Source organism: Marinobacter sp. LA51 (genome assembly GCF_030297175.1).
Taxonomy (GTDB): Bacteria; Pseudomonadota; Gammaproteobacteria; order Pseudomonadales; family Oleiphilaceae; genus Marinobacter; species Marinobacter apostichopi.
This window is the reverse complement of sequence record NZ_AP028070.1, coordinates 2,832,140-2,856,139: the sequence shown is the minus strand read 5'-3', so window position 1 is coordinate 2,856,139 and position 24,000 is coordinate 2,832,140. Positions and strand designations below refer to the sequence as shown.

Sequence of the window (24,000 nt, the reverse complement as noted above, 5' to 3'; positions counted from 1 at the left end):
GCGTGTCGTGCCCTAGCCCTGACTCATGGTTTGAGGCAGGTAGGTGACAATTTCCGGGAACCAGCCGATCAGGAACAGCGCCGCCATGATCAGCAGGAAGAAGGGCAGAGCCGCACGAGCGACGTACAGAATGTCTTTGCCGGTCAGAGCCTGGATAACAAACAGGTTAAAGCCGACCGGCGGTGTGATCTGCGCCATTTCCACCACCAGAACGATAAAGATACCGAACCAGAGCATGTCGATACCGGCCTGCTGCACCATCGGCATGACCACCGCCACCGTCAGAACCACCACGGAAATACCATCCAGGAAGCAGCCCAGCAGGACGAACAGCGCGGTCAGGCACACCAGCAGCTCAAACGAGGACAGGGACATGCCGCCGATCCATTCGGCCAGTTCCCGGGGGATGCCCAGGAAACCCATGGCGAGGGTGAGGAAGTGCGCACCCACCAGGATCAGGCCGATCATGCAGGAGCTCTTCACCGCACCGAGCAGGCTTTCCTTGAAGCTTGACGGGGTCAGGGAGCCCGTGGCCAAGGCCAGCAGCAGGGCACCAAAGACACCCAGGGCGGCCGCCTCGGTTGGGGTGGTAAAGCCACCGTAGATTGAACCCAGCACGAAGACGATCAGGCCGACAATTGGCAGCAGCATGCGCAAGGCTTTGATCTTGGCGGCGAAGGAGATTTGCTCCTTCTTGTGTACGGGCATCTCGTCTTTATTGAGCTTGGCCCATATCATGGTGTAACCCATGAACATGGCCACCAGCATCAGTCCGGGCAGGGCGCCGGCGATGAACAGACGGCCAATGGACACCTCGGCGGCAACCCCGTAGACGATCAGGATGATCGACGGCGGAATCAGCAGCCCCAGGGTGCCGGAGCCGGCCAGTGTGCCCACTGCCATGCGGTCGCTGTAACCCTGGGCTTTCAGCTCTGGTAGCGTCATGCGGCCGATGGTGGCGGCGGTGGCGGCAGAAGAGCCGGATACCGCCGCAAAAATGCCGCAGCTCAGAATGTTCACGTGCAGGAGTTTGCCCGGCAAGCCACCCATCCAAGGGGAAAGCCCCTTGAACAGGTCCTCAGACAGGCGGGTGCGGAACAGCACCTCACCCATCCAGATAAACATGGGCAGCGCGGTCAGTGACCAGCCAGTGCTGGCGCCCCAGCTGGAGGTGGCAAAGAGCAGGCCGATCTGGTCGTTGCCAGCCAGTAAAAGGCCCAGAACACCGATGCCAACCAGGGTCAGTGAGACCCAGACGCCCACGGCGAGCATCAGGATCATCGATACGGCGAGGATGATGGAAAGTAAAGTGGTATCCATCAGATTTCCTCCAGGTTGATGTCGCTTTCGTGCTGCTGGTAGGACGGTGTCTGCTTGCGTAGGACCGCAACCAGATCGTCCAGGATAGCGATGTTAAGGGCCAGCATGCCCAGCCCTACCGGGATCTGCGGGATCCAGATCGGGATCGGAATATAGCCGTGGGATACTTCCTCAAAAATGTAGGATTCGTACACCATGTGCCAGCAGTAGTAAGTCATGTAGCAGGCCAGACCGAGACCGAACAGAAGCACGAGCAGTTCCTGGATGAAGCGGGCCTTGGCAGGCCACTTCTGGATAACCAGGGTAACCCGGATGTGGCCACCCTCGTGGAAGGTATAGGCCAGGCCGAAGAAGGTGGAGGCGGCGAGCGCGTACCCGGACACGTCCTCGGCAGACGGAATGATAAAGCCGAAAATCCGGCCAACGATCTGCAGCAGTATGACCACCATGATCAGTGCGATGCAGAAGCCGGCGGCGTAACCGGATGCCAGATAAAACTTGTCGCGAATAGAGCTCATGTCAGGTGCCTCCCAAGTCGGCCCTCCCCGGAACAGACCGGCGGAGGGCGTCTTGTACGTCCAGCGTTAGCGGTAGTTTTCGAGAATGGCGCCTACTTCTTTGGGCGCTTCCTGTTCCCATTCCTTGATCATGACGTCGCCAATCTTCTGGAACTCTTGCATCAGCTCCTCAGAAGGCTCGGACACCGTGATGCCGTTTTCCGCCAGGATTGCGGTGTCTTCTGCGGCGGTGACGCGCACTCCGGTCCAACCCCGATCTTCAGCCTCGGCGGCAGCCTTCAGGATGACCTGGCGCTGCTCATCGCTGAGCCGACGGAAGGCGCGCTTGTTGGCAACCACAACGTTTTTGGGAATCCAGGCCTTGATGTCCGTGTAGTGGGACAGGTAGTCCCAGGCTTGGCCATTGGCACCGGTGGAGGGCGAGGTGATCATCGCGTCGATGATGCCGGTGCTGAATGCCTGCGGGATTTCCGGTACCTGCACCGTGGTCGGTGTGGTGTTCATGAGATCGGCAAGGCGTGAGGTGGACGGGCTGTAGGCACGCATCTTCAGACCTTCAAGGTCGCTCATGCTGTTGACCGGAGCCTTGGTATACAGACTCTGGGCCGGCCAGGGTACGGAATACAGCAGCACCATGCCCTCTTTATCGAGTTGCTTCTCAACTTCGGGCTTGGCCGCTTCCCACAATTTCCGGGCGTCGTCGAAGTTGGTCGCCAGGAACGGGATGTTGTCGTGTTTGAACACGGGGTGGGTGTTACCCATGATACCGATAAAGATCTCGCCCATCTGAACCTGGCCAGTGCGAACCGCGCGCGGAATCTCCGGGTGCTTGACCAGTGAGGCGCCGGAGTGGACGGTGACTTCGATGTCGCCATTGGTGCCGTCCTTGATGTTCTCAGCGAACTCATAGGCAATCTTGGTGGGCAGGTTGGCATCACCGTAAGGGGTCGGCATATGCCATTGATCAGCGCTAACTGCCGAGGTGAAGAACGCCCCGGTCAGGAGTGTGGCTGTTGCAAGTTGCTTGAACATAGTAATTCTCCCGTTCTTTCGTTCTTGTTGCTTTGGTCGTGGATGGGCGGCTGTTAAAGCACCGCCAATTCTTCATTTAACCGCTCAGTGAGCAGCATCTTGCCCGGTACGTGGGTGATCGCAATTGGAGGCCGAGCGTTTTCCAGGGCCACTTGAGGCGTCACGCCGCAGGCCCAGAACAGTGGTAATTCATCGCCTTTGACCGTCACCGGATCGCCAAAATCCGGAATGCTGATGTCGCTGATGCCGATCAGGCGCGGATCGCCGATGTGCACGGGGGCGCCATGGGCTTTTGGCAGTCGTGTGGTGACCTGAATGGCGCGTATGGCGTCAGCGGCATTGAAGGGGCGCATGGACACCACCATGTCACCGTGGAACCGGCCGGCTGGCCGGGTGGCGATGTTGGAGCGATACATGGAGACGTTTGCCTGTTGCTCAACGTTCCGGATCGATAGGCCGGCACGAGTCAGGGCGTCTTCAAAGGAAAAGGAGCAGCCGAGCACGAAGGTAACGAAGTCGCCTTGCCAGAGATCCCGGATGTCGGTCACGGTTTCGGCACGCTCGCCGTCCCGGAATACCTGGTATTCGGGGATGTCGGTGCGGATATCCAGATCATGGCCGAGGTCTGGCAGTGCCGGGTTGCCGGGTTCCGATACTGCGATCAGTGGCAGAGCCACCGGATTGCTCTGGCAATACATCAGGAAGTCGGCGGCCCAGTCCGCAGGCAGGATAACCACGTTGCCCTGAACCAGGCTGGGCGCCATGCCGCTGGTTGTGCCGGTGTGAGCTCCGGAACGAATGCTGGCGCGCAGCGGGGCCGCCTGATCAAGCAGGTTGATCTTGAACTCCGAATAATCACCTATGGGCATGGCGGGAACTCCCGATTGAATTATTAATTTAGTTGTTGTTCACAGGTTATGCCTCCTGTTGAAAAAATCTAATTATGGTTTTTTGGGTTTAGCTATAAAAATTAGTTATCAGGTGGCTCTGAGTAGGCCTTGGAGATGCCCACGGCCAGGTTGGCGGCCAGCTCTGCAACCGGGTTGAAGGGCACATTTGGGTAGGACGCAGTAAATTCCAGTTGGGACGGTGTCCACGCGGTATCCAGCCGAACCAGTTGGCCGTTTTTCAGCTCATCGGCGATAACACTCAGGGGCAGCGTCGACACGCCAATGCCGTCGATGGTCAGCCGGCGACAGGCGGCCAGCGAGCTGGAGGAGTAGAAACGGGCGGGGAGTTCATCAAGTTGGCTGAACTTCTGGCTGATCTCGGCGAACGGCTTGGTGTTGCGGGCGTAAGTCACAATGGGCCATTCTGCCAGCTCCTCCAGATCCAGCCGTCGATTCGGCAATTTCAGGTCCGGGCTCGCTACCCACATCAGCGGGAAACTGCACAGCTCGCGGTTTTCCATCTTCGGCTCAGACACCGGCCCCATCAGGAACGCCAGATCCAGGGAGCGGTCCATTAGTCCGGTCCGGAGATTGCTGGTAACGTCGACGGTGATTTCCACGTCCAGATTCGGCACCGCCTTGTGCAGCTCGCGGAAGAACTGTGGCAGCCAGGAATGGACGATGGTTTCGGATACACCCAGCCGGAGGATGCCCGACAGCAGCGCCACACGGTCCGCCCGTTTGCGCAGTTGTTCGGACATGAACACGATTTTCTCGGCGAAGGGCAGCAATTCCTGGCCCTTGCTGGTCAGCAGGGTCTTGCCGGACTCCCGCTCAAACAGTTGAACCCCGAGTTCTTCTTCCAGCGCGGCAATCCGGGTGGAGATGGCGGGTTGGGTGGTGTACAGCCGTTCGGCAGCCTTTCGGAAACTGCCAAGGGTAGCTACCCAGATAAAGGTTTCCAGTCGTTTAAAATTCATGGGCTCTCAGGTGGCCATGGGTTCGCGGGCGATGCGCGCGGGTGATAGATGCGCGATTGTATAGTGCCCGGTAAGACTCTGGGCACATTGGTATTTACAGGATAGCGCAGACTGGCGGCAGGAACCCCATCGCCAATGGGAGGGGGCGGCAAGCAATTACAGGGATCGGCGGGCCAGTTGGGGCCCGCCAGTATTACACGGCGTCTTTGTAGAGCGAGCGGACGGGTTTGGCGAAGACCTGACGGACCATGGGTTCGAAGTATGACAGCGGAAGGGTTTCGCCGTTCGGGTCGAACGCGGGCGAATCGTACTTGCTGACAAACTCAATGGTGCGCATGAAGTGCGGGTGGTCCTTGTAGTTGTCTCGCAAGTTGCGGTCCATGCCCAGGTAGTGGAAGAAATAGTAGCCCTGGAAAATGGCGTGGTGTTTTACCATCCAATGATTGGCTTCGCTGACGAACGGTTCTAACAAGACCGCCGCCACATCGGCGTGGTTGTAGGAGCCCAGGGTATCCCCGATGTCGTGCAGCAGGGCGCACACGACGTATTCGTCGTCCTTGCCATCCCGGTGGGCCAGGGTAGCGGTTTGCAGGCAGTGGGTCAGTCGGTCAATGGGGAAGCCGCCAAAATCGCCTTCCAGCAGCATCAGGTGGTCCATAATCCGATCCGGCAGGCCCTTGGCGAAGTTGCCAAAGGATCGTGCGATGGTTTGCCAGTCCTCGGCGGTGCCGTCTTTCATGTGAGTAAAGCTGGCCTGAGGGGCGGTTGTTTCGGTCATAGGGAATGCTCCTTTAATCGCGGAAACCGGTGTCGATGCGGTCGAGTTTGCGCAGCAGGCCCGGCCAGGCCAGTTGGCCACCCATGCCGCGGGTAACCTGCTCCGCCTGCTGGCGGATGGTGTCGACAATGCCAGCCGGAATCGGGGTCATCTCCCGGTTGCCCGACAACGCCTGAATCTGCACCTCACAGGCCCGTTGCAGGATGTACATGCCCAGGAACGCATCGGCGATACTGCCGCCGGTGGTGAGCAGGCCGTGGTTACGCAGTATCATGAAGTTGTTGTTGCCAAGATCCTTCTGCAGTCTTGCCTTTTCATCTTCGCGCAGGGCCACGCCCTCGTAATCGTGGTAAGCCAGGTTGGAGAGTGGGAACAGGCTTTGTTGTGACAGTGGCAGCAGCCCGTCTTTCTGGGCTGACACCGCAACACCGGCGGTGGTGTGGGTGTGCATCACGCAGGTGGCGTCGTCACGAACCGCATGGATGGCGCTGTGAATGGTGAATCCGGCCGGGTTAATGTCGAAATCGTCCGGATCGATCTTGTTACCTTCCTGATCGACCCGCACCAGGCTGGAGGCGGTGATTTCCTCGAACATCATGCCGTAGGGATTGATCAGGAAATGGTGCTCATCCCCGGGTATGCGGGCGGATACGTGGGTGAAAATCAGATCGTCCCAGCCGTACAGTGCTATCAGGCGATAGGCTGCAGCCAGGTCAACGCGAAGCTGCCATTCCTCGGCACTGACTTCGCCCTTCTTGGACGGGACCGCAATACGTTCAGACATCACTGGCCTCTTTATATGTCGTGTGATTGTTGTTGTGGTGTTTGTTTAAGTACTGGTCTCAGTGTAGGCAGTAGCACGAGCACAACACTGTCAAATCATTTACATTTGGAGGCATGTCGATGTGGGAATCCGGGTATGTCTGATCTGAAATCGGTGTTGCAAGCCTGCCCTTTGTTAGGGGGGCTGCCGGCCGCAGGCTTCAAGGAAGCCGAGGACCTTTCTCGCTGGCGTCAGTTTCGGGCCGGTGAATCAATCTATGACAAGGGCTCCATGCAGTCGTCGCTGTGTGTGATTGCCGAGGGCACCGTGCGGATCAGTTCGGTTAACTCGGAGGGCCGGGAGGCAACCCTGATCATTTTCGGCCCGACGGCCTGGTTCGGTGATACCGTGTTTTCACCAGGCACGCCAAGGGTCTATGGCGCCACCGCCCACGAAGATGCCCGCGTGGTCGAGTTGCCCGGTGAGGGCTTTCGCCAACTATTGGCCCGCTACCCCGAGGCCTACCCGCGGGCCTTGGATCTGGTGAGCCGGCGACTGTGGTCGGCGATGTCGATCATCGCCGATGACGCCTTAAGGGGAATTGACGCGCGCGTTGGTCGCCGATTACTGTTCCTGACTCAGATTCAGGGCCACGGTGACCGTTATACCCAGCCGATAACCTTCCGTCTCACCCGGGAGCACATTGGCAACATGATGGGCATGACCCGACAGGGTGTGCATCGGGTGATCAAGCGTTTTGAACGTGAGGGTTTGCTGAGACTGGAGTATGGCCGGATCACCATCACCAACCCGAAAGAGTTGCAGGCCTACCTAGCCGGGTTGCCAGATTAAGTCTGACTGGCCACTTGGCGAATTGAATAGCGCGAGCCTTGCCCGGGCCCGCAGTATCGCCGATTTCTGAGAGGGAACGTTGTTGTGCTGTCATTGAACTGGTCTTTGTTGTCAGTCTTTATCCCCACCTTTTTTGTGGTTTCGATCACTCCGGGCATGTGCATGACCCTGGCGCTGTCTATGGGCATTACGATTGGTGTACGCCGGGCCCTGTGGATGATGGCTGGGGAGTTGGTCGGTGTGGCCGTGGTGGCAACGTCTGCGGCTATTGGTGTGGCCACCTTCATGTTGAAATACCCGACTGCATTTGCCGTGTTCAAATACGCCGGCGGGGCCTACCTGGCGTGGTTGGGCATTCAGATGTGGCGTTCGCGGGGCAAGATGGCGATGCCGGAATCCGAGGAAGACGCGCCTGCGCAGGCCACCCGCGGCCAGCTTGCCACGCAGGGTTTCGTGACGGCCATCGCCAATCCGAAAGGCTGGGCGTTCTTCGTGGCCCTGTTGCCGCCGTTCATTGATAGCAAACTGCCAATGGCGCCCCAGTTAACGGCGCTAATCCTGATCATTCTGGCGCTGGAATTTCTGTGCCTGCAGCTCTATGCCCATGGCGGCCGCGGTTTGCGCAAGCTGCTCCGCCAGGGTGGTGGCGTGAAGACGGTGAACCGTGTGGCGGGTAGCCTGATGTTGCTGGTGGGAGGCTGGCTGGCCTTCGGCTAACAGGTCAATTAGTCCCGTAACGCTCATGCAGAATGCCGACCCGATGCACGTAGGCCTTGGTTTCGGCGTAGGGAGGCACGCCCTGGTAGCGGCTGACCGCGCCGGGGCCGGCATTGTAGGCCGCCGTCGCTAACCGAATATCGCCGTTGAAGCGCTGCAGCATCTTGGCCAGGTAATTCACCCCGCCTCGAATGTTCTGTTCGGCCACCAGGGCATTAACCACACCCAGTTCCTTGGCAGTTCCCGGCATCAGCTGCATCAGTCCCTGGGCACCGACCGGTGACAGGGCTTTCTCGTTAAACGCTGACTCGGCGTGAATCACCGCCCGGACCAGAGCCGGATCAACTCCGAATTCCCGAGCCGCAGTTTTAATCTCATTGTGATAGGGGCTGGTGAAGAGCGGCGTCTTGCGCCAGTCGACACTGGAATCGGGGTCACAGGCGTAGCAGTGGAAGCGAATCACATCGAACTCAGCCGTGGCCGGGCGGATACTGCTGTACGCAACCACCCCGTTGTCATCCTCGTAGCGATACACGGTATCGTTGCCGCTGGAGGGACGCGGCTCGGTTGCCTTGACGTTGGTGTACTCGACAGTGCCGTCCGGATGCACGATGCGCTTGACGCTGTCGGCATGTGCCGGAGCTACGCACAGCGAAGTCGCAATGGCGAGCAATAGGAGTAGGGCGGCTGGAGTCTGGCCTGGGCTCATTCAATATCCGTGCGGTTTTGTCCGGTTTTCCGAGGCCGATCCTGGCCCCTGCTACCGAAAGTATACGGTTTTATCGCCGCGATAAAACCGCACGAATTGTTTGTTAATCGTTACTGTTCGAGTACTGCTGGCCAGTTCTCATTGGCGAGCCGGACAAAGTTCTCGGTATCTGCCAGCCAGCGGTCCTGAATGTCCTGGTTGTAGTTCAGGTACAGCTTGCCATCCCGGACAGTCCAGTGCTTGGGATCACCTTTGGCAAGGTAGCCCTGGCTGACCGCCCAGGCGCAATACCCTCCGTACACCGGCGCATAGGCTTCCGGATTGGACTCGAACTTGGCCCGGTTCTCAGCACTGGCGAATCGCCAGGTGACACCCAGATACTCAGTGGTGTGGCTGGACGAGCCCTTTACCGCCTGCTCGGTGTCAAAGTAGCTGACCACATCGTAGCCGCCGGCCCCCGTGTTGGAGAGCAAGCCCGTGTACACCGGATCTTCTGCGGCAGTGGCGGGACCGGTGAGCATAACTAGCAGGAACGACAGTGTAAAAGCACGAAACATGGCAGTTTCCTCTCAAGGGACGGTATAGTCCTTAGACCAAAAGCCTGCGCGGTTGTTACAGTCGCGCGTCATCTTTTCTGGAGTATTAATGGCCCAACCTGATCCGCATCGCAACATAGTTCTCATTGGTATGCCCGGCAGCGGCAAGAGTACCGTCGGCGTGCTATTGGCCAAGCGACTGGGGATGGGGTTTGTGGATACTGACTTGCTGATCCAGGAACAAGCCGGGCGCACGCTACAGGCAATTGTGGATGAAGACGGGTATCAGGCGCTTCGGCACGTGGAAGAGCAGGTGTTGTTGGATCTCAATGTCAGCGCCAAGGTTATCAGCACCGGTGGCAGCGCCGTCTACAGTGATCAGGCGATGCAGCATCTCAAGTCCAATGGTGTGGTGGTGTTCCTTGATATCCCTTTGGAGTTGGTGATCCAGCGCATTGGCGATCACAGCGCCCGAGGTATTTCCCGGCGACCGGATCAGTCGCTGGAAGCCCTGTTCGAGGAACGGCTGGCGTTGTACCTCCGCTACGCAGACATCGTGATCGATGGTGAAGGGCAGGATCAGGAGCACACCTGTACCGCAGTGGTCAGCGCCCTCACGGGATGGTCAAGTTAGATGCTCTTGCGGGAAAAGTTGGCCAAATGGCGGGAAAATGGAGCACATTCTGACAATATCGTAGAATTAACTATGGCCAAACGAGTGTGTCGTCTATAGCATCACGCGCCCAATTTCCAAACTGGCTGTGTGAATGTCTTCCATAGATACTGCAATACCAACTGCCGATACCTCTGGTGTTCGACGTATTGGCGATCCTCTTGTTCTTGCCCTGACAATGGGCTTCATTTTTCTTTTCGTGGGCTGGTCCCTGACTGACGCAGAAGGCCTGTCTGCCGTCATCAATTCCGGTTTCACCTGGACCGCAAAGTACCTGGGTTCGTTTTTCCAGCTTCTGTTGCTGGCTACGTTCTTCATCGCCCTGGTGGTTGCCTTTGGTCGCGCTGGCGTTGCACGCCTGGGCGGTCTGGAGAAACCTGAGATCAGCACGTTTCGTTGGTTGTCGATGATTCTCTGCACCCTGCTGGCCGGTGGCGGTGTGTTCTTCGCCGCTGGCGAGCCCGTCTATCACTTTGTGGTAGCGCCGCCGGTGTCCACCGCTGAGGCGGGTACTGCTGAAGCTGTGGCGCCTGCCATGGCGCAATCATTTATGCATTGGGGCTTTCTCGCCTGGGCTGTTCTGGGCTCGCTGACCGCTCTCGTGCTGGCGCATGCCCACTACGTTAAAGGCAAGCCCCTGCAGCCGCGCACGCTTCTCTACCCGGTACTGGGCGAGCGAGTCATGCAAGGCTGGTTCGGTGGCGTGGTCGACGCCCTGTGTGTGATTGCCGTAGTGGCAGGCACCGTTGGCCCCATCGGGTTCCTGGCAACTCAGATGAGTTTTGGTCTCCATGAGCTGTTTGGCGTGGCCGATACCTTCACCACTCAGCTGGTGATCCTGACACTGCTGGCCGGCGTTTACATGACGTCCGCAATCACCGGTGTTCACAAGGGAATTCAGATCCTCAGCCGTTTCAACGTCATCCTCGCGTTGGTTATCGCGGCCGTGATCTTCGTGTTTGGTCCGACGCTGTTCCTCACCAACACCTACCTGGCGTCAATGGGCGAGTACGTGTCGTCGTTCTTCGCGATGTCGACAATGACCTCAGAAACCGCACCGGACTGGTGGATGAAGTGGTGGACGGTGTTCTTCTTCGCCTGGTTCATCGGCTACACGCCGCTGATGTCGATTTTCGTGGCGCGGATTTCCCGTGGTCGCAGCATTCGACAGACCATTCTGGCGGTCGCCATACTGGCACCTATCGCCACGTCGATCTGGTTCACGCTGCTGGGCGGTTCCGGCATTTATTATCAGCTTACGGGAGCCTTTGACCTGACATCGGCGTTGAACAACTTCTCCTTTGACGTGGCCACCCTGACCGTTGCCGAGGCTCTGCCGGGCGGCACGCTGATGGCTGCAGCAATCCTGTTGCTGACCACCATTTTCGTCGCCACGACTGGTGATTCCATGAGTTACGCCATTGCCACCGTAGGTGCTGGCCACGATGAGCCGCACTACCTGGTACGGGCGTTCTGGGGTGGTGCGATGGCACTGATGGCCGCGATTCTTCTGTATATGGGGGCGGGGCAAATTGGTGTGCTGCAGCAGTTCATAGTGATCACGGCGATTCCCGTGTCGCTGATCATCCTGCCGTCGCTGTGGACCGGGCCGAAAGCGGCCTATGCCATGGCCCGGTCACAGGGTATCGCGCTCTAACTGCTGCGCTGTAACTGTTGGCTGAGTCAGTACGACAATGTTTTTCCGGCTGGGGACCCTACTTGGGGCCCCGGCCGCGAAGAACATTGACGACGACGGAGACCACCAACAGCACAAGGAAGATGAAGAACAGGATCTGTGCGAACTCTGTTGCCGCACCGGCAATCCCACCAAATCCCAAAACGCCTGCAACTACGGCAATGATCAAACAAACAATCGCCCAATAAAGCATTTTCTCTCCTCCTTAAAAGAACGTATTGATCACTCTAGCACAGGGTGCTGACTGGCTATGGTTCCTGCGCAATTTCCCGCAACGCATCAATGAGCGTGTCGGGTTCCTGGGCACCTGAGATCAGGTACTTCTGGTTCACGATATAGGCGGGTACGGCCGACACACCAGCCTGTTGATACCGGGCTTCGTCTTCGCGCACCGAGTCGGCATAACGATCAGAGCTGAGTACCGCTCGCGCGTCCTCGGCATCCAGTCCTACGGATGTTGCGCAGCTTGTGAGAACCTCCGCATCGGTCACGTTCTCCGCACGGCCAAAATAGGCCTCGAACAACGCCATTTTCAATTCAGTTTGCTTTCCCTGCTCACCGGCCCACTTCACCAGCCGGTGACCATCGAAGGTATTGCGGGTATAGCGTTCCTGCAGCTTCTCGAAGTTCAGGCCGAGGTCTTTGGCAAGCTCCATCATCTGGGCCTGGTTCGCCCGCATCTCATCCTCACTACGTCCGTACTTGCGCGCCAGTGCCGGCAGGATGGGTTCACCATCACCGGCAGGGTCCGGGTTCAGCTCAAAGGCGTGCCATTTGACCTGAATGTCCATGTCGTCCTTCAGGGCCGCCATCGCTTTTTCCAGGCGAGCATAGCCAATGGCGCACCAGGGGCAGGCGATGTCGGAAACTATGTCAATTTGCAGTGTGGTCATGGGGGCTCCAGGCGTGTGGCTTTAAATCAGCCTACCTGAAACGGGGGAGGACTGTCTTGTGGTGGCTAAGTTACGGTAGTGAAAGAATTTCTGCGGTAGTCAGTGGCCGGTAATCGCCAGCGGCGAGATCTCTACTTAGGCGGATCTCCCCCATCCGCTCCCGATGCAACGCCGTTACCCGATTACCGACCCGATGGAACATGCGCTTGATCTGATGGTAGCGGCCTTCATAGATAGTCACTCGTGCCTCCCGCGCGCCCAGTTGCTCCAATTGCGCGGGCGAGGTGTGGAGCTGTTCGTATTCAAACCATAACCCTTCGGCGAAGCGTTCTGCGGTTTCTTCGCTGATCGGCTCTGCGGTGGTGACGCGGTAGACCTTGGGGATTTTGATCCTGGGTTCGGTCAGTTGGCGTGACCACTGGCCATCGTTGGTGAGGATCAGCAGGCCGGTGCTGGAACGGTCCAGCCGGCCGGCAATGTGCAGGTCCCGGTGCAGGTCTGGAGAGATCAGGTCCAGCGCAGTGGGGTGCTCGGAGTCGACGGTAGCGCTGAGATAGCCCGCGGGTTTGTGCAGCATCAGGTAGCAGGGTGTGTCGGCAGCCTGAATAACCTCGCCATCCACTGCCACGCTGGAGAAGCGATCCACTTCCTGGGCAGCAACCCGGCACGGTAAGTCATTCACCGTCACCCGGCCGGCGGCGATCAGGGCGTTGGCGCGCTTGCGACTGGTGCTGTCCTGGTTGCTAAGAATTCGGGAAAGCTTCATGGTGCTAATCGACTATGCTGAAAGAATCATTGAAAGATACGTTGAAAGAAACCCCGACAATACTACGAGGAACTGCCATGCCATTCTCCGCTGATCACCTTGCCGAACTCAATCTTCTGGCCCAGTTTGAATCCACCTCCAGCCAGGAAGGGATCAAGGTTCATGCTCATTCGGCAGCCCCGGAAACGGTCAAAGCCGCGGAAAACCTGTTTGCCCGAGGCTTGATCAGTCAGAAGGACGGCGGCTACCTCACTCCCCTGGGGGCCGAGGCGGTTGATCTGACCCAAAAACTTCAATCCATTCTCAGCAGCTGACTTGAGTGATGCGATGGGCGCAAGCTGATAAAGGCTTGGGCCCGCGCCCACCGGAGGCGGTGTCCATGGGTAGCTGGAAAACCTCTCCCATTCTCTGGATGGCGCTCAGTATCACCAGCGTTGTTACCGTCGTTGGTGTTCTATACGCCCTGGGCGTCCATCGTCAGGTGCTTGATCTGCTGCACTGGGTCGACCGTCAGGGAGCCTGGGCGGCCATCATGTTCACTGCCATCATGGCGCTGGCGATAGTGCTTTTGTTGCCGGGCGTGCTGCTTACCACCGGCGCAGGTTTTGTATTCGGCGTGGTGGAGGGCACCACCTACGTTGTTTTGGGCACCACCCTGGGTGCTGCCATCGCCTTCCTCATTGCCCGGTACTTTCTTGGTGATCGGGCTCACGTCTATATCCAGAACCGTGTCGGGCTGCTGGCGGTCAGTCGGGAAATGGCTCCCCACGGCTGGAAGATCGTGCTGTTGACCCGGCTGATTCCTTTCTTTCCCGGCAAGCTTTCCAATTTTCTGTTCGGTCTGACCAACTTTTCCTTCAGCGGCTTTGTTGCCGGGACCTTCATTGGCGTGATTCCGTTTTCGCTGCACAACGTGTACCTGGGGTCGCTGACGGCGGACCTGTCGACTCTTGGAGCCCGCGAAACCGCCAGGACGCCCCTTGAATGGGGCATCTACGGTGCCGGCTTTGTCGGCACGGTGGCGGCGGTGGTGTTTTTTAACCGGCTCGCCCGCCGGGCATTGGCGCGCTATCGGGTGGAGGCCCAGGCAACCGACCTGAGGGAGGAGTGAATGAGCTGGATGAAATGGTTGCCGTGGCGCTACCTGGTCAAACGCATGGCGCACCAGCACGGATTTCTGGATCCGATCGCGCTCCTGAGCAAACTGCACAGCTTTGCCCAGCCCTCGGAGGTGGGCGAGCCGATTGAATTGCTGCGCGCGGGTGTGGTGTTTCACGCCCGAGGACTGATCAATAGCCGCGTTATCCAACACAATCTAGACTGGGTTTGGCCGTACTGGATCGAGCGCCAATTCGACCCTAATGACCCTGCCTTCATTCCTCGGGCCTTCTCCATCACCCACATTAACCTGAGTAACCGTAACTGGACGGCAATCGGCCTGCCCGATGTCGATGACTTGCCGGTGGTGGACCCCAGAGGGCTGGTGACACCGCTTTACGATGGCTGGTCACTGGACGGCTGGTTGCTGGCAGACGATGGCCGTTGCCTGTTGCCATCGCGATGCAAAATCAGTCGGCAATGGCTGGAACTGGAAGACAACCCCTGCGTGGTGACTGAATCGGAGATGGATGGTTTGCGTCTGGTCAGCCGCGCCCAGGTGGTGATGGAGCAAGGCCGGCCGGTTTGTCAGTTAGAGCTGCAGGGTCATTCGGATGTGCCGGGGTCACTGGTGGTGTCGCTGCGCCCGGCCAATCCCGAGGGGGTGTCGTTTATCCGCCGGGTGAAATTGTCGCCCCAACGGAATGCCTGGAAAGTGGATGGCCGGCACTCAGTGCAGTTCAGCCGACCGGCGCAAAGTCATCATGTGTCGGATTATCGGCAGGGTGATGTCCACATTCATCTGGCCGACATTGCCGATCAGAACGAAGGTCGCTGCGATGTTGGTCTGGTGACCGCGGCGGCACTGTTTCCGGTCAGGGCCGGCAAGGCCACAACTCTCACAATTACCGTGCCGATGGGAAAAGAGACCGCGTCCAGGGCCACGCCGGAATCCTGGCCTGAAGCATTGGATGGGCATGCGCGCCTGGAGTGCCCGGATCCAACCTGGCAGTTCCTGTATGAGGCAGCAATGCGCTCATTGGTGCTGCATTCCCCGGATGACGTTTACCCCGGCCCCTACACCTACAAGCGTTTCTGGTTTCGGGATGCGGCCTTTATCGTCCATGCGCTCCTGTGCGCAGGGCTGACCCAACGAGCCGAACGGGCCCTGAGCCAGTTTCCGGAACGGCAGTTGAAAAACGGCTATTTCCGTTCTCAGGAAGGGGAATGGGATGCGAACGGTGAGGTGCTGTGGATTGTGCAGCGATTCCACGCCATCACCGGCCGTAAATTGGCCATGGATTGGTTTGAACCCGTCAGCAAGGGCGCGCACTGGATACAGAAAAAGCGGGTCAGCGGAAACATCGACAAACCCCATGCCGGGCTCCTGCCCGCCGGTTTCAGCGCCGAGCACCTGGGGCCCAACGACTATTATTACTGGGATGATTTCTGGGGCATTGCTGGCCTCAAAGCCGCATCCAAACTGTTGGCCAAAGATGATCCGGAATCCAGCGAGGCGTTTGCCGCCGGTGCCGAGGAGTTCTCCCGAACCGTGGACCGGAGTCTGGCCAGTTGCCAGCGTCGGCTAAAGCGCCGGGCTATGCCGGCCTCGCCCTATCGGCGCCTCGATGCCGGCGCTATTGGTTCCCTCGCCGTGGGCTATCCCACCCAGCTGTGCGAACCAGATGATCCGCGTTTATTGGACAGCGTCGAGTTCCTGCTTGAGAACTGTTTCGTGAATGGCGCCTTCTATCAGGACATGATCCACTCGGGTCTGAATGCCTACCTGACCCTGCATGTGGCTCAGGTGCTTTTGCGTGCGGGTGATGCACGGTTTCTGGCGTTGATGGATGCGGTGGCGGAGTTGGCATCGCCAACCGGGCAGTGGCCGGAGGCGATTCACCCGGGCACTGGCGGTGGCTGCATGGGCGATGGTCACCACGTCTGGGCGTCCGCCGAGTGGGTGTTGATGGTGCGCAACTGCTTTGTCCGGGAAGAGGGCGATCGGCTGATTCTGTGTGCCGGCGTTCCCGAGCGCTGGCTCGAACAGGAGGCGCCGATCCGGTTCGGGCCGGCACCCACCGGTTTTGGCACGATTACCGTCACTATTCAGCCCCACCCCGGTGCACCGCCGGAGGTTACCTGGACTGGCAGTTGGCACCGAGAAGAACCCACTGTTGAGGTGCGGTTGCCGGGCTGGAAATCCTGATCATCTGTACTGGTTTCTAAAGCAGTTTTCTGTATCTGTTTTGTTTGCCTGCTAACTTCTAGAGTACTGTATCTAAAGTACAGTGACCGAATAATTCACGTAATCCGGCTGCCACGCATGCGTTCATTCTTTTTCTCGTTTTTTGTTCCCGCCCTGTTTGTCTGGCTCTGGAGCACGGGCTTTATTGGCGCCAAATACGGCCTGCCGTTTGCCGAGCCGTTTACGCTCCTGCTGATCCGCATGCTGCTGACTCTGGTGTTGCTGATCGGCCTGGCCTGGCTAATGAAAACCCGCTGGCCCGGTTGGCGTGGCGCCGGACATCTGGCTGTCACCGGGATTCTGGTGCACGGCTGTTATCTGGGTGGGGTGTACTACGCCATTCAGGACGGTATGGCCTCCGGCATCGTGTCGCTGATTGTCGGGCTCCAGCCCCTGGTCACCGCGGCTGCGGCGGTGGTGTTCCTGAAAGAAGCGGTCAGCGGCCGGCAGTGGCTGGGCCTGGCGTTGGGCTTGATCGGCGTGTCGTTGGTGTTGGTTGAGAAGTTCGGCGGCACCGGCGTTGAATCGGGCATCTCACCATGGGCGCTTGCCTGGACCCTGGTGGCGCTGGCGGGTATTTCCATGGGCACGGTGTATCAGAAGCGCCACGGCACGGGTGCTGATCTGGTCGCCGGCACGATCATCCAGTATGCAGCCGCCGCGACCCTGTTTGCCATCGGCGCTTTCGCGCTGGAGTCCCGCGAGGTTGAGTGGAGCCTGCAGTTGCAGCTGTCCATGGCCTGGCTGGTACTGGGCGTGTCCATCGGCGCTATTTTGCTGTTGATGTGGCTGATTCGTCAGGGCGCCGCGTCGCAGGTGGCGAGCCTGTTTTATCTGGTGCCGCCGGTGACGGCCCTGGAAGCCTACCTGTTGTTCGATGAACGCCTGGGCGGCCTGGCCATGGTGGGTGGTCTGGTCGCCATTACCGGTGTGGCGCTCGTGGTCACCCAGAAGAAAAGCGCATGAGTGATGTAACCCGAGGCGTCTGGTTCGGCCTGTCTGCCTACACCATTTGGGGCTGCTTTCCGCTGTTCTTCGCCCTGTTCGAGGGCGTGCCCGCGTTTGAAATCCTGGTGCACCGGATTGTCTGGTCCTGTGTTTTCCTGGCGCTGGTGATCAGCGGCTTGCGGCGCTGGTCTGCGGTTCGTTCGGCCCTTAGTAATCCGCGCCAGCTGTGGCGGGTACTGGGCTGTGCGCTATTGATTGCGGCCAACTGGGGAATTTATATCTACTCGGTGGAAACCCGCCATGTTCTGCAAGCCAGTCTTGGCTACTTCCTGACACCGCTGGTGAACGTGGCACTGGGCATGCTGGTGCTGCGCGAGCGCATGGGGCCCTGGCAACTGGCGGCAGTGGTGCTGGCGGGCATCGGCATACTGATCCAGCTGGTTATGCTGGGGGAAGTACCCTGGATTACGTTGGTGCTCGCGCTGACCTTCGGTACCTATGGCCTGCTGCGCAAGCAGGTGCTGCTGGATGGTTTGTCGGGGCTGTTTGTCGAGACCTTGTTGTTGCTACCGGTGGGGTTGATGACATTCGGCTGGCTGGGCTACGCCGGTACGTCCCATTATGGCGACAGTGTTTCCGTGAGTGCCTTGCTGATGGCCAGCGGCATCGTGACTGCCATCCCACTGCTGCTGTTTGCCGGCGCGGCCCGGCGGTTGCGCCTGTCCACCGTGGGCTTCCTGATGTACATCAATCCCACCTTGCAGTTCTTCATCGCGTTGCTGATCTTCGACGAGCCGCTGAGTCAGGTGCAACTGACTAGCTTCATCGTCATCTGGGTAGCGCTGGGTCTGTACAGCTGGTCGTCCTGGCACTACCGGCCGCGGGTGCCGGCAGGCCAGAACTGAACCCGGTTCAGGCGAGACGTGCCAGCAGGCTGTTGATGGCCTGAGCAAAGGGCACAGGCGAGTCCTCCTGCAGGAAGTGACCACCCTTGAGAGTGACATGGGGCTGGCCCTTGGCGCCGGGAATCCGATCCTGCATGTAGCGGTCACCGCCACGGGTGATCGGATCGCCATTGCTGAACGTGGTCAGGAACGGTTTGTCCCACTGCTCCAGTACCTTCCACGCCGCGCGGTTGGCCTCGGTAGCTGGGTCATTGGGTGTCATCGGCACGAGGCGCGGAAAGGCGCGGGCGCCGGCTTTGTACTTCTTGCCCGGGAAGGGTGCGTCGTAGGCCCTTAGTTCGTCCGGCCCGAGTTTACGGAACGAGCCGGTGTTGATGATCCGGCCAATCGGAAACCAGGGGCTGTGTAGGGCGAAATTCTTCCAGATCTTGAACGCCGACGGTGCCTTCTGATCACCGGTGGGCAGCATGCCATTACCCACCACTATGGCCCGGAATCGGTCCGGATTCTCCGCCGCCAGCCGCAACCCCAACAGCGAACCCCAATCCTGGCAGACCAGGGTGATGTCTTTCAGGTCCAGTTTGTCGATGAAGCTTTGCATCCAGTCCATGTGCTGCTGGTAGCTGTAGTCGTTGATCGATGTGGGCTTGTCGGATTTGCCAAAGCCGATCAGGTCGGGCGCCAGCACCCGATGGCCGGCGGCAGCGCAAACCGGGATCATGTGACGGTACAGGTAGGACCACGACGGCTCGCCGTGCATCATCAGAATTGGCTTGGCGTCACCAGGCCCCTCATCGACGTAATGCATGCGCAACCCGTCCAGATCGACGTAGTGGGGCTCGAAGGGGTAATCGAGCAATCGCTCAAATTGATTCTCGGGAGTTCTGACGAAATCCATGGCAGCCGCCTTGTGGTTGATTATGCTTCTTTTAGGAGGCCGAAGGGCCGTAGTGAATGAGTCTGCCCAGTCCGTTCGGAGCCGTCAATTTGCCGGTCTGACACTGGCCCCGAAAACATCGGCATCATCACTGCGGGTGTGGCCACCCTAACCAACGTCGTAAGGCGGCTTAGACGCTCATGGGGTATGGTTGACTCAAATTTGTTGCCGCGCAATTGGCGCGTTGAAGCAGAGAGCAACATGGACGCATTCGAATGACCCATTGGCTGATTGCAAATCCCAAAGCCGGCAGCGGCGAGCGAGGGCGTGAGTTCTGGCTCGAGTTACTTTTGGCCGCCGGTATCCCGGAACCGCAATGCCGCGATTTTAATGACGATGCCTGGGAAGATCAGGTGCAGGCGGGCGACGTGGTGATGGTGGCCGGGGGCGATGGTTCGGTGAACATGGGTGCACGTCTTTGCCGAAGCAGGCAGGCGATCCTGGCGGTGCTGCCATCCGGCACCGCAAACGACTTTGCCCGCAACCTGGGCTTGCCGGAGGAGCCGAAGCGGTTGTGTGCGCTCATCGCTGAGGGCGCCACTCAAAACGTGGATGTTGCCGAAGTGGGGCAGACGCTGTTTCTGAACGTCGCTCATATTGGCCTCGGAACGCTTCCCGCGCGGGAAGCGGAGGGTGCTCATAAGAAACTGTTCGGTCGGTTCAGTTATGGCCTGGGGCTGTTGCGCCGGGTCAGTGCCAGCCGTGGTTTCAAAGCCGAGATCCGCTGCGACAACGGGGTGGTCAAAGGCCGTTGGCTGTCGATAGCCGTTGCCAGCGGCGCCTTCTTTGGTGGTGGTAATGAGATTCCCGAGGCCTCTGCCAACGATGGTCAGCTGGATGTGATCGCGGTCAAACCCCGGCCGTTGCTTCAGTTACTGCTGACGTTTGTAATGGTTCGTCTCAACAAGCGCTCCCCCCAGCGTACCAGCACCATCGTTCACCTGAAGGGCACTCGCTGTTCTGTCGACACCGGTAAGCCGAAAACCATCACTGCCGATGGCGATGTGATGGGGCAAACACCCCTGGAGGTGAAATGCCGGCCGAACTGTCTCTCGGTGATCGCACCGACCATTGTCAGTACCGCAAAAGCGCCTCCGGAGGACACCGTTATCGGTTAAGCCGATCCCCATCAGATACGTTTTGTCACTGACTTTTCGAGTGGATCCAGTGATCATGGCCGCCGCCAAAGTTGATCAATCCGATTGATCGGAAAGCCTTTTTAAACCCGTACCGTCACTAAGGAACAATAATGCCGAGAGAATCTGCCCTGGCTCTGCCCAAGCTATTGCACACGCTCAAGATCACCCTGGGAGCCCTGGCCTTGATGGCTGCGGGCAGTGTGGCATCAGCGGCAGAACGGCTGTACATCTTCACCGAGAACTATCCTCCTTATAACGCGTCGGCTTCGGGCAAGGGCTTTGCCCACGGCGAGGAAGACATCACTGGCATCTGTAGCGATATGGTCAAGGCCATGCTGGCCCGGGTCGACTACGACTACGTCATGAAAATGCGCGCCTGGAGCTACGCCTATGACTGGGTTCAGGGGCGCGAGAATCACGGGCTTTTCTGTACCGCACGAACCGATGAACGTGAAGATCTGTTCCAGTGGGTTGGCCCCCTGGCTTCCATCAAATGGACCCTGTTTGCGGCGCCGGACTCGGACCTGTCGCTGACCAGCCTGGAAGACGCACGCGAGCTGCAGATTGCAGGCTATAAAGGCGATGTGATGTCCGAATTCCTGGTGAAGGAAGGCTTCAACGTAGCCATGGGGTTGTCCGGTGATGTGAACACGCGCCGGTTGATGTTGGGTCAGGCCGACCTTTGGGTTACTGATGGCCTTGTCGGCCCGCTGGTTGCCGAGGAGGAGCATGGCATTACCGGGCTCAAGCCGGTACTGGTGTTCCGTGAAACGCCCATGTATCTGGCGCTGAGTAACAACACCGATCCTAAGGTGGTTGCCGATCTCCAGCGGGCTATAGATGCTGCTCGGGCAGACGGTGAGCTAGAGGCTATTGCCCAACGTTACGCTCAGTGAGCGCGCTCTGAGTCTGCAGAAATAGCCACGGACGGCTTGCTGCGCTGCGGTGTCACATAGCTGAACCGGCGGCGATACTCTTCCATGGTGCACCCGACATTGCGCTTGAACAGTCGCCGGAACGAGCTGGCGTCTTCGTAACCCACGTCCCAGATAATCTGGGCGGTTTGGCGTCGGGTCGCTTCAAGTCCGTGCTTTGCGGCTTCAATTCGCAAATGCTGCAGGTAGCTCAGCGGGGTTTCGCCGGTGGCTTCCTTGAACCGGCGCTTGAAGGTACGGGGCCCCAGGTGCGCTCGTTCCGCCAACTCATCAATGACGATGGCGTCGGCGTAGTGTTGCTCCAGCCAGCCCTGTACTTCGCCAATCTTCTCGTCCTGGTGGGCCCGGCTGCCATAAAAGCTCATGTAGGGCGTCTGTTCCGAACGCCGGGCATCAAGAATCAGTAGCTTGCTGCAAGCGACAGCCAGCGCCGGCGAACCCAACCGTTCAACCAGATACAGGCACAGATCCATGAACGAGGTAGCGCCACCGGCACAGAGAATCTGGCCGTTATCCACCAGCAGCTGATCGCTCTCAAGCCGCAGCTGGGGGTAGCGTCGGCGAAACGCCGGTGCCGCTCGCCAGTGGGTGGTGGCCACATGCTGCTCCAGCAGTCCGGCCTCAGCCAGCACAAAACTGCCGGTGCAGACGCTGGCTACAATGGCACCCCTTTCAACCGCTGCATGCAACCAGGGATGGAGCGGTCGTGACATATCGAGCGCCGCATCGATATGGCGGTCACCCAGGACCGCTTCCATGGCCGAGCCAATGATGATCACATCGGCCGGGTAGTCCTGCCAGTTCACTGTCGGCACGATGGGTACGCCGCTGTAGGAGTGCACCGGCTCGCCATTCACGGTGACAATCTGGCATTCGAACCGGGGATCATCACGATTCACCCAGCGGTCGCAGTAATTGGCGGCGGCAAAGAAATCCATCACGCCGATAACACCACTACCGTGGCAAAAGGGCAGGGCCACAATGGCGATTTTGATCATGATGAATGTCCTTTTTGGCATCTACAGTGTCAAATATGACACTCCGGCGCAGGGTTGGCAAGCCGTAATCTGACACTGTCAATCAGGTCGGCCCCTTGGCCGACAGCGAAGGAGGAAGGGTCATGACTGCTCAATTCACAACCAACACAGGCTCAGCAACACGTGTTCCTCTTGACCGCGTTCCGGCCCGGAACTCTGGTGTCGCCGCGGTAGGGAAAGCCCTGCAAATGCTGTATCGGGTAGCGCCGAACACTGCCGGCAATATTGCTGAGACGTTGTTCTTCTCGCCGCGACGGCTGCCGTTACCCATTCGGTACGAGCATCTGCTGGATGAGGCTGACAGCTACACCCAGATTCAGCTCGGTGCCGTCACGATTCCGGTTTACAGCTGGGGCTATGGCCCGGTGGTGCTGATGGTCCACGGCTGGTCAAGCGGCGGAATCCAGTTTGGTGCCTTCGTGCAGCCGCTGGTCAGCGCCGGCTATCGGGTGGTGGTGTTCGATGCACCGGGCCATGGCCGGGCCCAGGGCAGACGGTCGAGCCTGTATGAGATGACCGAGGCTGTCACCAAGGTGGCCGCCAGTGTCGGCGCCATCGACACCATCATTGCCCATTCCCTGGGCAGCCTGGCCGCGGCTCGTGCGGTGGTGGATGGGGTGCAGGCCCAGCGGCTGGTGTTGCTGGCCCCGCCCAGGGACCTTGATTCAGTGGTCGCAAGTTTTGGTGGTGAGCTTGGGTTCTCACAAGCCATGGTGACCGAGCATCGCCGGCGCATGGAACAGGCATTTGGGGCACAGGTGTGGCAGCAGTTCTCATTCGACACCCTGGCACCCGATCTGATGCCCCGGGGTTTGGTGGTGATCGACCGGGACGACAAGTCGGTGCCGGCCAGTCACAGCGATGAGGTTCATTTGCAGTGGGCCGGTTCTGAACGGATGCAAACCCAGGGGCTGGGGCACAACAAGTTACTCTGGCACCCAAGTGTACTGGAACGGATCCAGCAATTCATGACAACAGCTGCCTAGAACCACAGCCCGATCTTCGGATCGGGCGTTTTTCGTTCAATGGCAATGCCCCGGGATTCGAGTAGCTGAATCAGTCTCTCGGTATCGTCGACATTGAGAAAACTGCCCAGCGAGATTGCGGTATTGCGATGAATCAGCGCCAGCTTCGGTGGTGCAAACGGGTGGACAGGAGCGTCCAGGTGAACTCTCACGTAGGGCCGAGGCAGGGTCCACTCCGTCAGTTTTCGGGTGCGGCCTTTTTCCAGGTGGATGTTGCTCTCGTCAATGGTCAGAACCTCACGTCGCTGGCAGGCCCGGGAGGTCAGGTAAATGCCGGCGGCCAGGGCAGCGAGTTCCAGCCCGGCAAAGGGCACGATAACCCAGGCGCCGGCCAAGGCCATGCCAGTGGCAATCAGAGCGGACAGAACCAGCAATGCCAGCCAGATCTGGACGTTGCCACGCCAGCTCAATGAGCGGTTGGGCGTCAGCAGAAGCCGAACGCCGTCCTGGGAGTTGAGATGCTCGACCATCTTTCAATGCCTATGGAATCGGCCTTCTCGGTATACGACGGGTGGTGCCACTCCGATGATCGCTCGCGTCTGAAGGATCGGTAATTCAAATGGGGGGCAAACCACGACATACTGGCGGCCTGATATTAATGATAG

The 24,000-nt window shown here is 59.0% G+C and carries 27 protein-coding genes; 12 read left to right on the top strand and 15 right to left on the bottom strand.

From position 1 onward, the window contains the following. Window positions 1–12: 12 nt before the first annotated feature. The 7 genes from QUE89_RS13160 to QUE89_RS13130 all read right to left on the bottom strand — a co-directional run bounded on the left by QUE89_RS13160 (window position 13) and on the right by QUE89_RS13130 (window position 6,302). A complete protein-coding gene (locus QUE89_RS13160) occupies window positions 13–1,320 on the bottom strand; it encodes a TRAP transporter large permease (protein WP_286220529.1) in 1,308 nt (435 codons plus the stop codon). Continuing rightward, on the bottom strand, window positions 1,320–1,838 hold the full coding sequence (locus tag QUE89_RS13155; RefSeq protein ID WP_286220528.1) for a TRAP transporter small permease: 519 nt from the start codon (window positions 1,836–1,838) through the stop codon (window positions 1,320–1,322). Before QUE89_RS13155 ends, QUE89_RS13160 begins: the two co-directional genes overlap by 1 nt. A 66-nt stretch (window positions 1,839–1,904) precedes the next feature. Then, the gene (locus QUE89_RS13150) at window positions 1,905–2,870 is read right to left on the bottom strand and encodes a TRAP transporter substrate-binding protein (RefSeq protein WP_286220526.1); all 966 of its coding nucleotides are present in this window, start codon (window positions 2,868–2,870) and stop codon (window positions 1,905–1,907) included. 53 nt (window positions 2,871–2,923) lie between these two features. Beyond that, entirely contained in the window at window positions 2,924–3,739 is an 816-nt protein-coding gene (locus QUE89_RS13145) for a putative hydro-lyase (protein ID WP_286220525.1), read from the bottom strand. Between the two features lie 101 nt (window positions 3,740–3,840). Next, on the bottom strand, window positions 3,841–4,740 hold the full coding sequence (locus QUE89_RS13140; RefSeq protein WP_286220524.1) for a LysR family transcriptional regulator: 900 nt from the start codon (window positions 4,738–4,740) through the stop codon (window positions 3,841–3,843). A gap of 193 nt (window positions 4,741–4,933) precedes the next feature. Beyond that, window positions 4,934–5,518 carry an HD domain-containing protein gene (locus QUE89_RS13135; protein WP_286220523.1) on the bottom strand — a complete coding sequence of 195 codons (585 nt, stop codon included), beginning with the start codon at window positions 5,516–5,518 and terminating at the stop codon, window positions 4,934–4,936. Between the two features lie 13 nt (window positions 5,519–5,531). After that, complete coding sequence (locus tag QUE89_RS13130) at window positions 5,532–6,302, bottom strand: class II aldolase/adducin family protein (RefSeq protein WP_286220522.1); 771 nt, start codon at window positions 6,300–6,302, stop codon at window positions 5,532–5,534. 135 nt (window positions 6,303–6,437) lie between these two features. Between QUE89_RS13130 and QUE89_RS13125 the strand changes: the two genes are divergently transcribed. After that, a complete protein-coding gene (locus QUE89_RS13125; RefSeq protein ID WP_286220521.1) occupies window positions 6,438–7,133 on the top strand; it encodes a Crp/Fnr family transcriptional regulator in 696 nt (231 codons plus the stop codon). A gap of 84 nt (window positions 7,134–7,217) precedes the next feature. Next, window positions 7,218–7,850 (top strand): LysE family translocator, encoded by a 633-nt coding sequence (locus tag QUE89_RS13120; protein WP_286220520.1) that lies wholly within the window; start codon window positions 7,218–7,220, stop codon window positions 7,848–7,850. Window positions 7,851–7,854: 4 nt separating this feature from the next. On the opposite strand, the gene QUE89_RS13115 is transcribed toward QUE89_RS13120, so the two are convergent. Together QUE89_RS13115 and QUE89_RS13110 are read right to left on the bottom strand one after the other, a co-directional pair. After that, on the bottom strand, window positions 7,855–8,559 hold the full coding sequence (locus tag QUE89_RS13115) for a lytic transglycosylase domain-containing protein (RefSeq protein ID WP_286220519.1): 705 nt from the start codon (window positions 8,557–8,559) through the stop codon (window positions 7,855–7,857). Window positions 8,560–8,669: 110 nt separating this feature from the next. After that, entirely contained in the window at window positions 8,670–9,116 is a 447-nt protein-coding gene (locus tag QUE89_RS13110) for a YHS domain-containing (seleno)protein (RefSeq protein WP_286220518.1), read from the bottom strand. An 88-nt stretch (window positions 9,117–9,204) separates the two neighbouring features. On the opposite strand from QUE89_RS13110, the gene QUE89_RS13105 reads away from it, so the two are divergent. Together QUE89_RS13105 and QUE89_RS13100 are read left to right on the top strand one after the other, a co-directional pair. Continuing rightward, complete coding sequence (locus tag QUE89_RS13105; RefSeq protein ID WP_286220517.1) at window positions 9,205–9,729, top strand: shikimate kinase; 525 nt, start codon at window positions 9,205–9,207, stop codon at window positions 9,727–9,729. A gap of 133 nt (window positions 9,730–9,862) precedes the next feature. Further along, window positions 9,863–11,425, top strand: a complete 1,563-nt coding sequence (locus QUE89_RS13100; RefSeq protein ID WP_286220515.1) for a BCCT family transporter — start codon at window positions 9,863–9,865, stop codon at window positions 11,423–11,425. Between the two features lie 58 nt (window positions 11,426–11,483). Here the strand turns inward: QUE89_RS13100 and QUE89_RS13095 are convergent, their stop codons facing one another. The 3 genes from QUE89_RS13095 to QUE89_RS13085 all read right to left on the bottom strand — a co-directional run bounded on the left by QUE89_RS13095 (window position 11,484) and on the right by QUE89_RS13085 (window position 13,123). Further along, on the bottom strand, window positions 11,484–11,657 hold the full coding sequence (locus QUE89_RS13095; protein ID WP_286220514.1) for a DUF1328 domain-containing protein: 174 nt from the start codon (window positions 11,655–11,657) through the stop codon (window positions 11,484–11,486). Between the two features lie 55 nt (window positions 11,658–11,712). Continuing rightward, complete coding sequence (locus QUE89_RS13090; protein WP_286220513.1) at window positions 11,713–12,357, bottom strand: DsbA family oxidoreductase; 645 nt, start codon at window positions 12,355–12,357, stop codon at window positions 11,713–11,715. Between the two features lie 70 nt (window positions 12,358–12,427). Then, window positions 12,428–13,123, bottom strand: coding sequence for a pseudouridine synthase (locus tag QUE89_RS13085; protein ID WP_286220512.1), 696 nt, complete (start codon window positions 13,121–13,123; stop codon window positions 12,428–12,430). A gap of 77 nt (window positions 13,124–13,200) precedes the next feature. Here QUE89_RS13085 and QUE89_RS13080 point away from each other — a divergent pair, with 77 nt between their 5' ends. The 5 genes from QUE89_RS13080 to rarD all read left to right on the top strand — a co-directional run bounded on the left by QUE89_RS13080 (window position 13,201) and on the right by rarD (window position 18,322). Then, window positions 13,201–13,437 carry a TIGR02647 family protein gene (locus tag QUE89_RS13080; protein ID WP_138439119.1) on the top strand — a complete coding sequence of 79 codons (237 nt, stop codon included), beginning with the start codon at window positions 13,201–13,203 and terminating at the stop codon, window positions 13,435–13,437. Between the two features lie 65 nt (window positions 13,438–13,502). Further along, on the top strand, window positions 13,503–14,234 hold the full coding sequence (locus QUE89_RS13075; RefSeq protein ID WP_286220511.1) for a TVP38/TMEM64 family protein: 732 nt from the start codon (window positions 13,503–13,505) through the stop codon (window positions 14,232–14,234). Continuing rightward, window positions 14,235–16,430 carry a hypothetical protein gene (locus tag QUE89_RS13070; protein ID WP_286220510.1) on the top strand — a complete coding sequence of 732 codons (2,196 nt, stop codon included), beginning with the start codon at window positions 14,235–14,237 and terminating at the stop codon, window positions 16,428–16,430. A 117-nt stretch (window positions 16,431–16,547) separates the two neighbouring features. Continuing rightward, a complete protein-coding gene (locus QUE89_RS13065) occupies window positions 16,548–17,435 on the top strand; it encodes a DMT family transporter (protein ID WP_286220509.1) in 888 nt (295 codons plus the stop codon). Beyond that, window positions 17,432–18,322: an EamA family transporter RarD gene (gene rarD, locus QUE89_RS13060; RefSeq protein ID WP_286220508.1), complete on the top strand. Its 891-nt coding sequence runs from the start codon at window positions 17,432–17,434 to the stop codon at window positions 18,320–18,322. The genes QUE89_RS13065 and rarD overlap by 4 nt, the downstream gene beginning before the upstream one ends. 7 nt (window positions 18,323–18,329) lie before the next feature. Here the strand turns inward: rarD and QUE89_RS13055 are convergent, their stop codons facing one another. After that, window positions 18,330–19,220 carry a haloalkane dehalogenase gene (locus tag QUE89_RS13055; protein ID WP_286220507.1) on the bottom strand — a complete coding sequence of 297 codons (891 nt, stop codon included), beginning with the start codon at window positions 19,218–19,220 and terminating at the stop codon, window positions 18,330–18,332. 254 nt (window positions 19,221–19,474) lie between these two features. Between QUE89_RS13055 and QUE89_RS13050 the strand changes: the two genes are divergently transcribed. Beyond that, complete coding sequence (locus QUE89_RS13050; protein WP_286220506.1) at window positions 19,475–20,377, top strand: diacylglycerol/lipid kinase family protein; 903 nt, start codon at window positions 19,475–19,477, stop codon at window positions 20,375–20,377. A gap of 131 nt (window positions 20,378–20,508) precedes the next feature. Then, on the top strand, window positions 20,509–21,294 hold the full coding sequence (locus tag QUE89_RS13045) for a substrate-binding periplasmic protein (RefSeq protein WP_286220505.1): 786 nt from the start codon (window positions 20,509–20,511) through the stop codon (window positions 21,292–21,294). On the opposite strand, the gene QUE89_RS13040 is transcribed toward QUE89_RS13045, so the two are convergent. Next, the gene (locus QUE89_RS13040) at window positions 21,288–22,331 is read right to left on the bottom strand and encodes a GlxA family transcriptional regulator (protein WP_286220504.1); all 1,044 of its coding nucleotides are present in this window, start codon (window positions 22,329–22,331) and stop codon (window positions 21,288–21,290) included. The two genes, QUE89_RS13045 and QUE89_RS13040, sit on opposite strands and share 7 nt — an antisense overlap. A gap of 122 nt (window positions 22,332–22,453) precedes the next feature. Between QUE89_RS13040 and QUE89_RS13035 the strand changes: the two genes are divergently transcribed. Then, window positions 22,454–23,356, top strand: coding sequence for an alpha/beta hydrolase (locus tag QUE89_RS13035; RefSeq protein ID WP_286220502.1), 903 nt, complete (start codon window positions 22,454–22,456; stop codon window positions 23,354–23,356). Here QUE89_RS13035 and QUE89_RS13030 read toward each other — a convergent pair. Continuing rightward, entirely contained in the window at window positions 23,353–23,865 is a 513-nt protein-coding gene (locus QUE89_RS13030) for a DUF2244 domain-containing protein (RefSeq protein ID WP_286220500.1), read from the bottom strand. The genes QUE89_RS13035 and QUE89_RS13030 overlap by 4 nt on opposite strands. Between the last annotated feature and the right edge of the window lie 135 nt (window positions 23,866–24,000).